We start from the raw sequence: 13,698 nt of genomic DNA, 5'->3' as shown, positions 1-13,698 counted from the left end.
CAACTGATCGTCTCCGTTCTCGGTCACGGGCACGTGTACGGGCGGTTGCGCGCAGGTGCGCGCGGGCTCAGGACCGCGGCAGCCTCCCCATCAGGTAGAACTCCGGGTTCGGCCGCAGCGCGGTCAGGTGCGCGAGCCGGTTGGACATCGCGAACAGCGCCGTGATGGCGCCGACGTCCCAGATCTCCTCGTCGGTGAGGCCCGCGGCGCGCGCCGCGTCGAGGTCGGCCTCGGTGAGCGACGCCGAGTCGGTGGCGATGAGCAGCGCCAGGTCGACGATAGCCCGCTCCCGCCTGCTCAGCTCGACACCCCACGGGTTGGTCGCGACCCGGTCGGCGATCTCCGGGTCCTTCGTGCGCACCCGCAGGATCGCCCCGTGGGCAACGACGCAGTACGTGCAGTGGTTCGCTCCCGACGTGGCCACGACCACGAGCTCCCGCTCGGCCCGGCTCAGCCCTTCGTCGGAGTTCATGAGCGCGTCGTGGTAGTCGAGGAACGCGCGCAGCTCGGCGGGCCTGCGGGCGAGCGCGCGGAACACGTTCGGCACGAAGCCCGACTTCTCGGCGATGGCGCCCACCCGGGCCCGCAGGTCCTCGGGCATGTCCTCCAGCTCGACGTGGCCGAACCGGCTCACGGGGGCGGAATCCGTCATACCCCGACGCTAACCCCCGCGAGCTTCCCCCTCATAGCGCCCGACGACGGCCCGCCGAACAGGGACGATGCGGACATGGCCGTGCCCGAGGAGATCCGCACGCGGCTGTCGCACTGGTGTGCCGCGCGCGTCCCCGCTGAGGAGCGCGACACCCGTCAGGTCGCCTACACGATCCACGGCGACGCGATCACGATCCTCGAGCGCAGGCCACCCGCCTACCCGGAACTGGGCGCCGCCTGGTCGGCCACGCCGGTGGCGCGCCTGGTCCGCCAGGGCGACCGGTGGCAGCTGGAGCGCCCCGCCGGGCGCGGCGAGTGGCAACCCGACTCGACCGGGGCCGACCCGATCGAGCTGCTCGACCAGGTGCGGGCGTAGGCGCCCTCCGGCCTGCTGGTGTTCAGCCCGCGCCGGGGCGACTTCCCCACACCGTTGATCCGCTTCGCAGACCTCCGGCGCTGTGTGAGGTGCGCTCCGGGTGGGGGGAGTCGGGTCGCTAGCCGGCCTGGCCGACCGGCGCCGCCGCCCGCGGCTGGTTCTGCTTGAGCGGGACCACCCGGCCGCCGCCGGTGCGCCCCCTGATGACGAGGGCGTTGGCGCGCCTGAGCACGCTCAGCAGCGTGGGGCCCTCGCCGGCCGCCTCGCCCGGGGCGACCACGCCGACGATGCGCGGCGCCACGGCGCTGAGCAGCAGCCGCTCCACCCCGAGGCCGCTCGCGCCCAGCACGAGCACGACGTCCGCGCTGTCCGACGGCGGGAGCGTGGACAGCAGCGGCTCGACCGGCACGAACGACGCGAACCCGAGCGCGGCGGGCTCGGTCTCGGCGAGCGCAGCCCACGCCTCCGCGAGCCGGGGCGCGCCCTCGGCGAGGCGCTGCTGCAGCAGCGCGCACCGCTGGTGGTCGACCTGCTCGCGGCGGGCCGCGCCCAGCGCGTCGACGGCGGCCGCGAAATCGGCGGCGTCGCGCCTGCGCAACGCCGCGACCGCCTGCTCGTGCTCGGGCGCCGTGGTGCTGACGGGGCTCAGCGCTTCCAGCTCCTCGGCGAGCGCGTCGAGCCTGCGGGCGGCGTCGACGCCCGAGCCGTGCACCGCGAACTCCAGGATGGCCGCGGCGATCTCCTGGGCGGTCTCCACGTCGGGGACCGACAACGGGGAGTCCTCCGCGATGAACAGCACGTCGTGGCGGAGGGCGCCGACCGCCCGCGCCGCCGTCGCGATGCGGCCCAGCGCGTCGCCGACCTCGCCCAGCTCGTGCTCGTCGGCGGGCAGCGGCACGCCCAGCTCGGTGCAGGCGGCGTCGACCCTGGCCTGGCGCTCGACGAGCTCGAGGTACTCGAGCACCCGGTCGATGTCCTCCTGCGTCTCGGGCACGCGCGCCCCGACCCGGGCCACCTCCAGCACCGGCTCCACGTCGCGCTGGACCGCCGGCCGGAAGTAGGAGCGCGCCCGGCCGCCCGCGGCGAGGAACTCGCGGTAGCGGATGAGGGCCTCCGCCGCGTCCGGCGGGGGAGGCGCCGTGAACGACACCGGCGGGGCGTCGCGCGTGCGGTCGAGCACGGCGATGACCTCCGCCACGTCCTCGACCATCCGGTCGAACGCCGCCCGCTGCTGCCCGAAGATCAGCTCCGACAGCAGCTGCCACGCCCACCCGTGCTCCTCGCGCGCCGGCATCGCGGCCAAGGCGCTGTCGACGCGCTCGGCCACGGAGGTGACGGCCGCGCGGCGCTCCTCGTCGAGGTTCGCGAGCAGGGTGGGCAGGACGAACTCGCCGTCGCCCGCGGCCTCCGAGCCCATGGCGAGCGCGCACAGCCGCGCGACCTCGGCCGCGTCCGGCACCGCCGACTCCGGGGGCAGGACCTGGTCGCCGCGCGCGCGGCGCTGCGGCGTGGAGGTCGCGAGCAGCCGCCGCAGCTCGCGCGACTCCGCGGGGGGCACGTCGGGCAGGCCGGAAAGGGCGCGGTCGGCCGCGTCGGCGGGTAGCGCCTCGCGCACCGCGTCCAGCCGGGCGGCGTCCGCACCGGTGACGACCACGCGCCGCCCGTCGCCGAGCAGCGCGGCGACGGCGCGGCCCGTCGCGGCCGCGTCGAAGTCCTCGAGGACGACCAGCGTGTTGTCCCGGACCGCCGCGACCAGCGACGACGCGTCCTCCAACGGACGGCGGGGCGGCGGGGGGAGGTCGGCGACCGAGGCGGCGAGCGCCTCGGCGAGCCTGCGCACGCCGGGCGGCGGGTCGCCCGCCGCGATCAGGTCGCGGATCCGGGCCTGCGCGTCGGTGGTGGCCTGGTCGTCACCCGCCGCCGCCAGACGGTCGACGAAGACGGCCAGGTCGTCGTCCTCGCTGCGCTGGTTCGCCGTTCCCACTTCGAGCACGTGGTCACCTCCGCTGCCACCGCTCGCGCGCGGTGGTCACCGTCGTCATCGCGGGCGCCGTCCGACTGTTGCACCCCGCTGAGGAGGGAGGACAGCGTTCGGCGGTCACGGAGCGCCAGAACGGCCGCGTTGGGCGGCGTCCGGCCACCCGATCGGGGGTTCGGGCGAGTGGATCAATTTTCGCGGGGCGGCGACAACGATCGAGGGCCGTGAAAGGTTCGCGAACGTGCGATGAACGGTAGCTACGGTGCGGTGAACGGTCGCTCGTCGGGTGGAGGCACGTCCGGTGGGCACTTCGTGCGCAGGTGCACCACCGCGAGGCACGCGATGGTGACCGGGATGCAGGCGAACTGCGCCCAGTAGAAGAACGGGATCCCGGCGAGCCGCGGCTCCACCGAGTTGAACCACGGGGTGACGAGAGCGAGGAAGGGCACGAGCAGGAGCAGGTGCCATCGGCGCACGGCCGTCATCCTACGAGCGCCGGGGCGCCCCGGGGCCGGTCCGGCCCCGGGGCGCCCCGGTCTCGAGGATCACGCCCCCAGGCGGAGCTTCAGCGCCTCCAGCTCGTCGCGCATCGAGGTGGGGAGCCGGTCGCCGACCTTCTCGAACCACTCCTCGATGAGCGGGATCTCCTGCTTCCACTCCTCCGGGTCGACGGCGAGGGCCGCCTCCAGGTCCTCCCGCGGAACGTCGAGGCCCTCGAGGTCGAGCGACTCGGGGGTGGGGACGTAGCCGATCGGGGTCTCGACGGCGGCCGCCTTGCCTTCGATCCGCTCGATCGCCCACTTCAGCACGCGGGAGTTCTCGCCGAAGCCCGGCCACAGGAAGCGGCCGTCCTCACCGCGGCGGAACCAGTTGACGTAGAAGATCCGCGGCAGCTTGGCGGCGTCGGCCGACTTGCCGACGTTCACCCAGTGCTGGAAGTAGTCGCCGACGTTGTAGCCGAGGAAGGGCAGCATCGCCATCGGGTCGCGGCGCACCTGGCCCACGCCGCCCTTGGCCGCGGCGGTCATCTCGCTGGACATCGTCGCGCCCATGAAGGTGCCGTGCACCCAGTCGCGCGACTCGGTGATCAGCGGGACCGTGGTCTTGCGGCGGCCGCCGAAGAAGATCGCCGAGATCGGCACGCCCTTCGGGTCCTCCCACTCCGGCGCCACGACCGGGCACTGCGAGATCGGCGTGGTGTAGCGGGAGTTGGGGTGGGCGGCCGGCTTGCCGGAGTCGGGGGTCCAGTCCTCGCCGAGCCACGACGTCAGGTGCTGGGGGTCGCCCTCGAGGCCCTCCCACCACACGTCGCCGTCGTCGGTGAGGGCGACGTTGGTGAACAGCGAGTTGCCCTTTTCGATGGTGCGCATCGCATTCGGGTTGGTCTTCCAGTTCGTACCCGGCGCCACCCCGAAAAAGCCGTATTCGGGGTTCACCGCGTAGAGCCGGCCGTCCTCCCCGAATCGCATCCACGCGATGTCGTCCCCGATCGTCTCGGCGCGCCAGCCCGGAACGGTCGGCTGCAGCATCGCGAGGTTCGTCTTGCCGCACGCCGAGGGGAACGCGGCCGCGATGTAGTAGGCCTTCCCCTCGGGCGAGATCAACTTCAGGATCAGCATGTGCTCGGCGAGCCAGCCCTCGTCGTGGGCGATGGCCGAGGCGATGCGCAGCGCGTAGCACTTCTTGCCGAGCAGGGCGTTGCCGCCGTAGCCGGAGCCGAAGCTCCAGATCTCCCGGGTCTCCGGGAAGTGGCTGATGTACTTGGTCTCGTTGCACGGCCACGGCACGTCCTTCTGGCCGGGCTCGAGCGGCGCGCCCACCGAGTGCAGGCCCTTCACGAAGGAGGCGCCGCGGTCGTCGAACAGCGGCAGCACCTTCGCGCCCATCCGGGTCATGATCCGCATGGACACGACGACGTACTCGGAGTCGGTGATCTCCACGCCGAGCATCGGGATCTCGGCGTCGATCGGGCCCATGCAGAACGGGATGACGTACATCGTGCGACCGCGCATGCACCCGCGGAAGAGGTCCGTCATCGTCCGTTTCATCTCGACCGGGTCCACCCAGTTGTTGGTGGGGCCCGCACCCTCGCGTTCCGCGGTGCAGATGAACGTGCGCTCCTCGACGCGGGCGACGTCGTCGGGGTCGGAGGCGGCCCAGAACGAGTTCGGTTTCTTCTCCTCGTTGAGCTTCACGAACGTGCCCGCCTCGACGAGCTGCGTGGTCAGGCGGTCCCACTCCTCGTCGGAGCCGTCGCACCAGACGACGCGGTCCGGCGTGGTGAGGTCCGCGACCTCACGCACCCAGGACAGCAGCTCAGCGTTCGCGGTGGGCGCTTCGTCGATCCCCGGCACGGTCATCGCAGTCATATCGTCCTCGCTCCTCGCCGGCTTCCCCGGTCCTGGAAATGCTGCGCACACCCAACCCCGGATTGGGGAGGGTGTGCTCATGGGAGATGGAACTCGACGGTACCCGCGAACGCCGATTCCATGCACGACGAGTGGCTGTCGGCTCACTCACAGGACCGATCAGGTAATCGATTCAGAAGAATCGAAAGCGCTTTCCTCCCGACCCATTGCGCCGCGGGTCCGGGCGGAGGCGTAGCCCCCGGCGGAGCGGGTACCCCCACCAGGAGCGCAGACACCTCACGACCTCGCGACCAGCCCGCGCACGTGGCCCGCGACGCACGGTGCGCGTAGACTGTTGAACACGTTCAAATGCTCGGGGAGGGCCCCATGGAGCCGGAGATGGGTCAGTACGTCGCGTTGCTCGCGGTATCGGTCGGGTTGACCTTCCTGGTGGGTCGGCTCCTCGTGCGGGCGGGCGAGCCGTTCCTGCAGGAGGTCTTCAAGGACGAGAAGGTCACCCGCTCGGTGAACCTCCTGCTGTCGGTGCTGTTCCACCTGGTCACGCTGGGTGTCCTGGCGATCATCTCGGTCAGCGACGTCGCCGGCGACAACTCGGTGCAGACGTTCGTCGTCAAGCTCGGGGTGGTGCTGCTCACGCTCGGCCTCGCCTACGGCATCTCGATGCTGGTGCTCATCCGGGTCCGCGAGCGCAGGCGGGCCTCGGAGATCTCCGAGCAGGTCCAGGAGCGCCTGGCCGAACGCGGCATGGGCACCACGCCCACCAACCCGGTGGGTGACCCGGGCCGCCTGTGACCGCCGCTCGCGGACGCACCCGCGACGCGATCGTGGAGGCCGCGCTCGAGCTGTTCCGCGAGCGCGGCTTCGAGGGCACGACGATGCGTGCCGTCGCCGAGCGGGCGGGGGTGTCGGTCGGCAACGCGTACTACTACTTCTCCTCCAAGGACGAGCTGGTCCAGGGCTTCTACGACCAGCTCGTCGCCGAGCACCGGGCGCTCGCGCTCCCCGAGCTGGCCGGACGCACCGACCTCGCCTCCCGGCTGTCGGTCACGCTGCATGCCTGGATCACCGCGGCCGAGCCGTACCGGGAGTTCGCAGGCCGCTTCTTCGCGGTGGCCGCCCAGCCGGGCAACCCGCTGTCGCCGTTCAGCCCCGAGGCGGGGCCCGCCCGCACGGCGTCGATCGACCTCTACCGGGAGGTGCTCGCGGGCGCCCGGATCGACCCCGACCCGGAGCTCGCCCGCGAGCTGCCCGAGCTGCTGTGGCTGCAGCACCTCGGGGTCGTGCTGTTCTGGGTGCACGACCGGTCCGAGGGGGCGGCGCGCACTCGCCTGCTCGTGGACCGAACCGTCCCGATCGTCGCGCGGCTCATCCGGCTCTCGCGCATGCCCGTGCTGCGCCCGCTGGGCCGCCAGGTCGTCGACCTGGTGCGGCTGCTGCGGGACTGAGCCCCGGGCCGTCAGGGGACGAGCACCAGCCGCCCGCGACCCGCGTCCCGATCACGCCGGCCTCGACCAGCCCGACGAGCTCCCGCCACCGGGCGCCGTCGGCGGTGATGAGCACGGTGTGCACCCGCGCGCCGCGCAACGGCGCGGGGGCGGGCGTCGCCGCGAGGTGGGCGAACGCGCCCCGGTTGCGCAGGGCCTCGTGCGCGGCGGCCCCGACGGGCGCCGCGTCGACGACGCCGTCCACCCCGCCCGGCACGAGCGCGCGCACCGCGGTCGGCAGGTCGGCGCCGCGGGGCACGACGCCCTGCGCTCCCAGCTCGCGGACCAGCTCCTCGTCGGCCGCCGCCGCGCAGGCCACGACCTCGAGCCCGCGGTGGCGGGCGAGCTGCACGGCATACCCGCCGACCGCCCCCGCGGCCCCGGTGACGAGCAGCGTGGACCCGGCGGGCAGCGCCAGCGCGTCCAGGGCCTGGTCCGCGGTGAGTGCGTTCAGGGCGATCGTCGACGCCGCGACCGGGTCGAGGCCGCGCGGCGCGGGGGCGACCGCCGACGCGTCGAGCACGACGTGCTCCCCGTGGGTCTTGAGCGGCAGGCCCAGGAGGTCGGACAGGCCGATCACCGCCGTGCCGACGGCGAGGTCCTCGGCGACGCTCGCCTTCGCCGACGCTGCCCTCGCCGACCGCGTCAACCGTGCCGGCCACGTCCCAGCCGAGGCCGAACCGCTCCCGCGGGGCGGTGAGCCCGATCTCCAGGGGCGCGCCGCTCGCCGTGGCCACGTCCACCGGGGTTCACCGCGGCCGCAGGCCACCGCGATCCGGACCTGCCCCGGCCCCGGCTCGGGCGTGGGAACCTCGACCAGCTCGATCGCGTCCGGCAGTGCGCATCGCACGCGGCGGTGGGATGACCACGCTCACGGCCCAGGAGCGCCGCGCGGAGGCGGCGCGCCGCTACCACGCCTACCTCGCCTCCTGCCCGGCGCGCCGGCTGCTGGACCGGATCGGCGACAAATGGGTCACGCTCGTGCTCTCGGCACTGGCCGACGGCCCGCAGCGGTACTCGGACCTGAGCCGCCGCATCGCGGGCGTCAGCCAGAAGATGCTCACCCAGACGCTGCGCTCGCTGGAGCGCGACGGGCTGGTCAGCCGGTCGGTCACCCCGTCGGTGCCGGTTCGCGTCGACTACGCCCTCACGCCGCTCGGCACCCCGCTCATGCCCCTGCTCGCGCACATCAAGGAGTGGGCCGAGCAGCACATGGACGAGGTGGCGGCGGCCCGCGCCGCCTACGACCGGGTCACCGGCGCGCCAGCCCCCTGAACACCGTCACGGCGACGAGAACGAGCACGGCGAAGCCCGCGAGCGAGGTGACCGCCACCCCTGCGGTGAACGCGGCCTGGGCCGACTCCAGCAGCTCGCCCGCGGGCCGCCCGGTGAGCCGCCGGGCGACGCCCACCGCCCCGCCGAGCGTCTCGCGGGCGGTCGCGGCGAACGACGGGCCGACGCTGCTCGGCACCTCGACGCCCGCGCGGTACACCGCCGACAGCACGCTGCCCAGCACCGCCGTGCCGAGCACCGCGCCGACCTCGTACGCGGTCTCCGACACCGCCGAGGCGGACGCCGCGCGCTCGGTCGGGGCCGCGGACAGGATCGCGTCGTTCGTGATCGTCTCCGACAGGCCGATCCCGGCGCCGACCAGCACGCTCGCCGCCAGCAGCACGACCACCGCCTCGTCGCCGGCGAGCAGCGTGCACAGCAGGTACCCGGCCGCGGCCAGCAGCAGCCCCGCGGGCACCAGAGCCCGGACCGGGTAGCGGCGGCCCAGCCGCGCGGCCACGAGCCCGGCGACCATCGTCACGACGAAGCCGGGCAGCAGCACCAGCCCCGAGTCCATCGGCGAGAGCCCGCGCACGAGCACGAGGTACTGCGCGGAGAAGAACAGCAGGCCGGTGAGGGCGAACATCGTGGTCGCGTTGGCGAGCGCGGACAGCCGCAGCACCGGCGAGGCGAACAGCGTCACGTCCAGCAGTGGCTCCTCGCCGGCGGCTCGGCGCCGCTCCGCCCGGCGCACGAACAGCGCGCCCGCGACCACGGCGACCAGCAGGCACAGCAGGGCGAACGGGGTGATCCCGTCGTGGGCGACGGTCTTCACGGCCAGCACGGCGGGCGCCATGGCGAGCAGCGAGAGCACGACCCCGAGCGGGTCGAACCGGCCCGGGTTCGCCATGCGCGACTCCGGCAGCAGCACCGGGCCGAGCGCCAGCATCACCAGCATCACCGGCACGTTGAGCAGGAACACCGAGCCCCACCAGAAGTGCTCCAGCAGCAGCCCGCCCACGATCGGGCCGAGCGCGGAGCCCGCGGCGAAGCCGGTGGCCCAGACCGCGACGGCGAACCGGCGCTGCGCGCGGTCGCGGAACAGCGTGCGCAGCAGCGCGAGCGTGGCGGGCATCAGCATGGCGCCGAAGAACCCGAGCAGGGCCCGCGCAGCCACCAGGTGCGCGGCGTCGGCCGCGAACGCGGCGAGCAGGGAGACGGCGCCGAAGCCCGCCACGCCGACCATCAGCGTGCGGCGCCTGCCCACCCGGTCGCCGAGCGTGCCCATCGTCACCAGCAGACCGGCCAGGACGAGCGGGTAGACGTCCACGAGCCACAACAGCTGCGCGGCCGACGGCGACAGCGCCGTGCTGATCGCGGGGAGCGCGAACCCGAGCACGGTGTTGTCGATCGTGACGAGCAGCGTGGGCAGCAGCAGCACGGCGAGCGCGGCCCACTCGCGGCGGCCTGCGCGCGCGGGCGGGGCGCTCCGGTGGGCGGTGGTGGTCAACGGGGAGTCCTCCGGGGCGGGAACTGTACCGTCTAGACGGTACAGAAGCCCTGGTCATTCCCCCATGTGGTGGGAACCACCCCCGTGCATAGACTCGCCGGGTGCCGAGCGCCCGCGACCGCGTGCTGGACGCCTACGAGACGCTGCTGATCGAGCACGGCGGCGCGGCCGTCACGCTCGACGCCGTGGCCGCGGCCGCCGGCGTGTCCAAGGGCGGGCTGCTGTACCACTTCGCCTCGAAGGAGGCGCTCGCCGCGGGACTGCTCGACCGGCTGCGGGAGCGCAGCGCGGCCGACGCCGAAGCGATCCGCAGCGCACCCGAGGGTGCCGTGGCCTACTACGTGCGCACGTCGGCGCCCGGTGGCGCGTCACCGGGCGGCCTCACCCGCACCTACCTCGCCGTCCTGCGGCTGGCCGACACCACGGCGGCCAAGCAGGCCGTGCGCGACGCGCTCGCCCGGGTCGACGCCGACGGGTACGCGGCCCTGCTCGACGAGCTGGGCGACCCGGTGCTCGCCTGGCTCGCCCAGCTCGTCGGCGACGGGCTCTACCTGCGCACGCTCACCGGCACCCCGCTCCCGCCCGGCCTGAGCGTGGACGACCTGCTGGAGCGGATGCGCGAGCTCGCGCGCAGGGGATAGCGGAAGCGGCTCAGCGGCCCGCGACCACCGCCTCGCGGGCGATCACCGGCAGCGGGATGGGGAGCCGGTGGACGGTCACGTTCCAGTAGCGGCCCTCCGGGTCGCCGGCCCGCCACGCGTTCGCGAGGCGGGTGGCGGCTTCGGCGTCCGCGCGGCGACGGGGGCGCGGGCGCATGCCGCAGCGCCTGCGCACCTCCCGATCGAGGGCCCGCCACGCCTCCTCGGCGGTGGTGTGCACGCTGACGGTGGCGGGCTCGTCGGCGTCCCCGACGAGCAGGGTGTATGCGCTCACGACCTCGAACGACACTCCTCGCCCCTTCCCGGTCCTTCGACCCGGCGACGACGTCGGCGCTCTGTCGAGGTAGTCAACGGCAAAGCGGCCCCACCGGGTGCCGGTTGGGCCCGCGACGCGCCGACCGGTGCGCTGACCGGCGGCGAACGGCCGATCGCGCTGTGACCAGCAGCACAACCGTTCGGATGATCGGAACTTCGTCCGTTCGGCGACAGCCCCCTATCGGCCCAGCGACACCGACGACATGTTGAACTCCGGCACCCGCATCGGCGGCATGGCCGTGCGCGTGAACCAGTCCTTCCACTCCCGCGGGATCGTGCGCTCGGTCGCCCCGACCTCGGTGGTCCGCCGCAGCACGTCCAGCGGCGAGTAGTTGAAGCGGAAGTTGTGCTCGACCTCGGCCACCACCTCGCCGTTCTCCACGAGGTAGACGCCGTCGCGGGTGAGCCCGGTGAGCAGGAGCGACGTCGGATCGACCTCCCGGATGTACCAGAGGCAGGTCAGCAGCAGGCCGCGTTCGGTGCGGCCGACGAGGTCGGGGAGCGTGTCCTGCGAGCCGCCGGTGAGGATCAGGTTCTCGCCCGCGGGCGTGAACCGCGTGCCGAACTCCTCCGCCTCGGCGCGGGAGTAGACGAGCTCGCCGATCGCGCCCTCGCGCACCCACTCGGCCCGCCGCGTCGCAGCGCCGTTGTCGAACACCGAGATGCCCTCGCCGGAGCGGGTCGCGGTGAGGAACGGCTCGTACTCCAGGCCCGGCGCGGCCGGGTCGCTGGCCAGGGTGAGCGGGAGCGCCGTGAGCTTCTCGCCGACCCGCGGCCCGTCCGGCCCGGCCAGCGCGCTGCGCCCCTCCTGCGCCGCCCTGCCGCCCATCGACCAGGCGAGGTAGACCATCAGGTCCGCGACGGCCGACGGCGGCAGCAGCGTCTCGTACCGGCCCGGGGGCAGCGCGATGCGGCGGGTGCTCCAGGCCAGCCGGCGCTCGGCCTCGGCGGCGAGCGCGCGCGCGTCGACGTCGGTGAAGTCGGTGGTGGACGCGCCGGTCCACGCCGAGCCGCGGAGGTCTCGGGTCTTGGCGTTGAGCTCCACCGAACCGGTGGGCTGCACCCAGCGCCTGCGGATGCCGGTCGACGTGCCGAGCCACACCGTGGACAGCTCGTGCGTGGCGAAGCCGTACTGCAGGTGCGGCCCGGCCAGCACCTCGGCGAGCCCCTCGGCGAACGGGCCGAACACCCCGATCGAGGTCTCGGCGGCCGGTTCGTCCCAGGTGGGGTCCGCCCCGTCCGGCTCCACCAGCGGCGCCGCGTCCTTCGCCGGGCCCGCGTCCCGCGCCGCGGCCTCGGCGGCCCGCACGATCCCCTCGAGCTGGGCCGTGTCCTCGATCGCAGCGCTGGAGCCGACGACGCCCGCCGCGACGCCCCCGTCGACCTCGACGAACGCGATCACCGTGGTGCGCCGGGACGTGGTGTGCCCGTTCGTCGTCATGGTCGAGTTGGCCCACCGCAGCGCCGCCTCGCTCGACTCGCGCACGAGCACGGCGCACCCGTGCAGGTGCCGCGCCGCCGCCAGCGCGCGTTCCACGACCTCCTGGGCCCTCAACGCCCCTCCTCCCGCGTGTTGAGCACGTTCACGCCGCGGAACCGGGCGGCCGGGCACCCGTGGCTCACCGCGGCCACCTGCCCCGGCTGGGCCTTGCCGCAGTTCATCGCCCCGTGCAGCTGCCAGGTCGACGGCCCGCCCACGGCGTCCATCGACCCCCAGAAGTCGGTGGTGGTGGCCTGGTAGGCCACGTCGCGCAGCTGCCCGGCGAGCCGGCCGCCCTCGATGCGGTAGAAGCGCTGGCCGGTGAACTGGAAGTTGTAGCGCTGCATGTCGATCGACCAGGACTTGTCGCCGACGACGTAGATGCCGCGGTCGACGCCCGCGATCAGCTCGTCGACGGTGGTGTCCCGCTCGGGGTCCGGCTGCAGGGACACGTTCGCCATCCGCTGGATCGGCACGTGGTGAGGCGAGTCGGCGAACGCGCACCCGTTGCTGCGCTCGAGCCCCAGCCGGGGCGCGAACGTGCGGTCGAGCTGGTAGCCGACCAGGATCCCGTCCCGGACCAGGTCCCAGCGGGTCGTCGCCACGCCGTCGTCGTCGTAGCCGATCGTGGCCAGGCCGTGCGGCTCCGTGCGGTCGCCGGTCACGTGCATGAGCTCCGAGCCGTAGCGCAGCCTGCCCAGCTGGTCGGGGGTGGCGAAGCTCGTGCCCGCGTAGGCCGCCTCGTAGCCGATCGCGCGGTCGTACTCGGTGGCGTGGCCCACCGACTCGTGGATGGTGAGCCACAGGTTGCTCGGGTCGATCACCAGGTCGTACCTGCCCGCCTCCACCGACGGCGCCTTGACCTTCTCGGCGAGCAGCTCGGGGATCCGGGCGAGCTCGTCGTCGAAGTCCCAGCCCGTGCCGGTGAGGTACTCCCAGCCCCGGCCGACCGGCGGGGCGAGCGAGGCCATCGTCTCGAAACCGCCCTCGGCCCGGTCGACGGCGGTGGCGACGATCGACGGGCCGATCCGCACCCGCTGCTGGGTGGTGCTCGTGCCCGCCGTGTCGGCGTAGAACTTGTTCTCCAGCACCTGCGCGACGGCCGCGTGCACGTGGTCGACGCCGTCGGCGGCGAGCAGCCGCCCCGACCACTCAGCGAGCAGCGCGACCTTGTCCCGCACCGGCACGGTGAACGGGTCGACGTCGTAGGCCGACACCCACTCGGCTCCCGCGTACACCGGCTCGTCGGCCCGCTCGACCCGTTCGACGGCCACCGGCGCGAGCGTGCGCGCCACCTCGACGGCCCGCTCCGCGGCGGCCGCGGCGCGGGTCGGCGTGAGCTCGACGTGGGAGGCGAAACCCCACACCCCGTCGACGATCACGCGCACCGCGAGGCCGATGGTCGTGGTGTCGTCGACGCCGGTGACGGCGCCGTCGCGCAGGTCGATCCCCTGCGACCGGATCCGTTCGACGCGGATGTCGGCGTGCTGGGCACCGAGCTCGCGCGCCCGGCCCAGCGCCGCGTCGGCGAGCGCGGCGAGCGGGAGCGCGCGGAACTCGGGGTCGATGCGATCGTCGGGCACCCGACCAACGTAGCCGGGGAC

General features: G+C 73.9%; 14 protein-coding genes. 5 read left to right on the top strand and 9 right to left on the bottom strand.

The window, feature by feature from the left end:
• Positions 1 to 67: 67 nt before the first annotated feature.
• The gene (locus VKZ81_RS24760) at positions 68 to 652 is read right to left on the bottom strand and encodes a peroxidase-related enzyme (protein WP_324244071.1); all 585 of its coding nucleotides are present in this window, start codon (positions 650 to 652) and stop codon (positions 68 to 70) included.
• 75 nt (positions 653 to 727) lie between these two features.
• On the opposite strand from VKZ81_RS24760, the gene VKZ81_RS24755 reads away from it, so the two are divergent.
• Entirely contained in the window at positions 728 to 1,027 is a 300-nt protein-coding gene (locus VKZ81_RS24755; protein ID WP_324244070.1) for a DUF3024 domain-containing protein, read from the top strand.
• Positions 1,028 to 1,145: 118 nt separating this feature from the next.
• Here the strand turns inward: VKZ81_RS24755 and VKZ81_RS24750 are convergent, their stop codons facing one another.
• The 3 genes from VKZ81_RS24750 to VKZ81_RS24740 form a co-directional block, all read right to left on the bottom strand.
• Positions 1,146 to 3,020 carry a hypothetical protein gene (locus VKZ81_RS24750; RefSeq protein ID WP_324244069.1) on the bottom strand — a complete coding sequence of 625 codons (1,875 nt, stop codon included), beginning with the start codon at positions 3,018 to 3,020 and terminating at the stop codon, positions 1,146 to 1,148.
• Positions 3,021 to 3,262: 242 nt separating this feature from the next.
• Entirely contained in the window at positions 3,263 to 3,481 is a 219-nt protein-coding gene (locus tag VKZ81_RS24745) for a DUF3311 domain-containing protein (RefSeq protein ID WP_324244068.1), read from the bottom strand.
• Between the two features lie 69 nt (positions 3,482 to 3,550).
• The gene (locus tag VKZ81_RS24740) at positions 3,551 to 5,374 is read right to left on the bottom strand and encodes a phosphoenolpyruvate carboxykinase (GTP) (RefSeq protein WP_324244067.1); all 1,824 of its coding nucleotides are present in this window, start codon (positions 5,372 to 5,374) and stop codon (positions 3,551 to 3,553) included.
• A 366-nt stretch (positions 5,375 to 5,740) separates the two neighbouring features.
• Here VKZ81_RS24740 and VKZ81_RS24735 point away from each other — a divergent pair, with 366 nt between their 5' ends.
• Positions 5,741 to 6,166 (top strand): hypothetical protein, encoded by a 426-nt coding sequence (locus VKZ81_RS24735; RefSeq protein WP_324244066.1) that lies wholly within the window; start codon positions 5,741 to 5,743, stop codon positions 6,164 to 6,166.
• Positions 6,163 to 6,819 (top strand): TetR/AcrR family transcriptional regulator, encoded by a 657-nt coding sequence (locus VKZ81_RS24730; RefSeq protein WP_324244065.1) that lies wholly within the window; start codon positions 6,163 to 6,165, stop codon positions 6,817 to 6,819. The genes VKZ81_RS24735 and VKZ81_RS24730 overlap by 4 nt, the downstream gene beginning before the upstream one ends.
• On the opposite strand, the gene VKZ81_RS24725 is transcribed toward VKZ81_RS24730, so the two are convergent.
• Positions 6,740 to 7,507 carry a zinc-binding dehydrogenase gene (locus VKZ81_RS24725; protein ID WP_324244064.1) on the bottom strand — a complete coding sequence of 256 codons (768 nt, stop codon included), beginning with the start codon at positions 7,505 to 7,507 and terminating at the stop codon, positions 6,740 to 6,742. The two genes, VKZ81_RS24730 and VKZ81_RS24725, sit on opposite strands and share 80 nt — an antisense overlap.
• Before the next feature lie 212 nt (positions 7,508 to 7,719).
• Between VKZ81_RS24725 and VKZ81_RS24720 the strand changes: the two genes are divergently transcribed.
• The gene (locus VKZ81_RS24720; RefSeq protein ID WP_324244063.1) at positions 7,720 to 8,133 is read left to right on the top strand and encodes a winged helix-turn-helix transcriptional regulator; all 414 of its coding nucleotides are present in this window, start codon (positions 7,720 to 7,722) and stop codon (positions 8,131 to 8,133) included.
• Here the strand turns inward: VKZ81_RS24720 and VKZ81_RS24715 are convergent.
• Complete coding sequence (locus tag VKZ81_RS24715; RefSeq protein ID WP_324244062.1) at positions 8,111 to 9,640, bottom strand: MFS transporter; 1,530 nt, start codon at positions 9,638 to 9,640, stop codon at positions 8,111 to 8,113. The genes VKZ81_RS24720 and VKZ81_RS24715 overlap by 23 nt on opposite strands.
• A 101-nt stretch (positions 9,641 to 9,741) precedes the next feature.
• Between VKZ81_RS24715 and VKZ81_RS24710 the strand changes: the two genes are divergently transcribed.
• Entirely contained in the window at positions 9,742 to 10,281 is a 540-nt protein-coding gene (locus tag VKZ81_RS24710; protein ID WP_324244061.1) for a TetR/AcrR family transcriptional regulator, read from the top strand.
• A gap of 10 nt (positions 10,282 to 10,291) precedes the next feature.
• Here VKZ81_RS24710 and VKZ81_RS24705 read toward each other — a convergent pair whose 3' ends face one another.
• From VKZ81_RS24705 to VKZ81_RS24695, 3 genes are all read right to left on the bottom strand, one after another.
• Positions 10,292 to 10,573: a hypothetical protein gene (locus VKZ81_RS24705; RefSeq protein WP_324244060.1), complete on the bottom strand. Its 282-nt coding sequence runs from the start codon at positions 10,571 to 10,573 to the stop codon at positions 10,292 to 10,294.
• A 219-nt stretch (positions 10,574 to 10,792) separates the two neighbouring features.
• Complete coding sequence (locus VKZ81_RS24700) at positions 10,793 to 12,169, bottom strand: metallopeptidase TldD-related protein (protein WP_324244059.1); 1,377 nt, start codon at positions 12,167 to 12,169, stop codon at positions 10,793 to 10,795.
• Positions 12,166 to 13,677: a TldD/PmbA family protein gene (locus tag VKZ81_RS24695; protein ID WP_324244058.1), complete on the bottom strand. Its 1,512-nt coding sequence runs from the start codon at positions 13,675 to 13,677 to the stop codon at positions 12,166 to 12,168. The genes VKZ81_RS24700 and VKZ81_RS24695 overlap by 4 nt, the downstream gene beginning before the upstream one ends.
• Positions 13,678 to 13,698 lie beyond the last annotated feature (21 nt).

Source organism: Pseudonocardia sp., from assembly GCF_035305885.1.
Classification (GTDB): domain Bacteria; phylum Actinomycetota; class Actinomycetes; order Mycobacteriales; family Pseudonocardiaceae; genus Pseudonocardia.
The sequence above is the reverse complement of the archived record's forward strand: the minus strand, read 5'-3'. Positions and strand labels throughout refer to the sequence as shown.

Bases quoted from the DNA above. Each gene is read 5' to 3' on its own strand.
- VKZ81_RS24760 (WP_324244071.1), bottom strand. From the start codon at position 652: ATGACGGATTCCGCCCCCGTGAGCCGGTTCGGCCACGTCGAGCTGGAG.
- VKZ81_RS24755 (WP_324244070.1), top strand. From the start codon at position 728: ATGGCCGTGCCCGAGGAGATCCGCACGCGGCTGTCGCACTGGTGTGCC.
- VKZ81_RS24740 (WP_324244067.1), bottom strand. From the start codon at position 5,374: ATGACTGCGATGACCGTGCCGGGGATCGACGAAGCGCCCACCGCGAAC.
- VKZ81_RS24735 (WP_324244066.1), top strand. From the start codon at position 5,741: ATGGAGCCGGAGATGGGTCAGTACGTCGCGTTGCTCGCGGTATCGGTC.
- VKZ81_RS24720 (WP_324244063.1), top strand. From the start codon at position 7,720: ATGACCACGCTCACGGCCCAGGAGCGCCGCGCGGAGGCGGCGCGCCGC.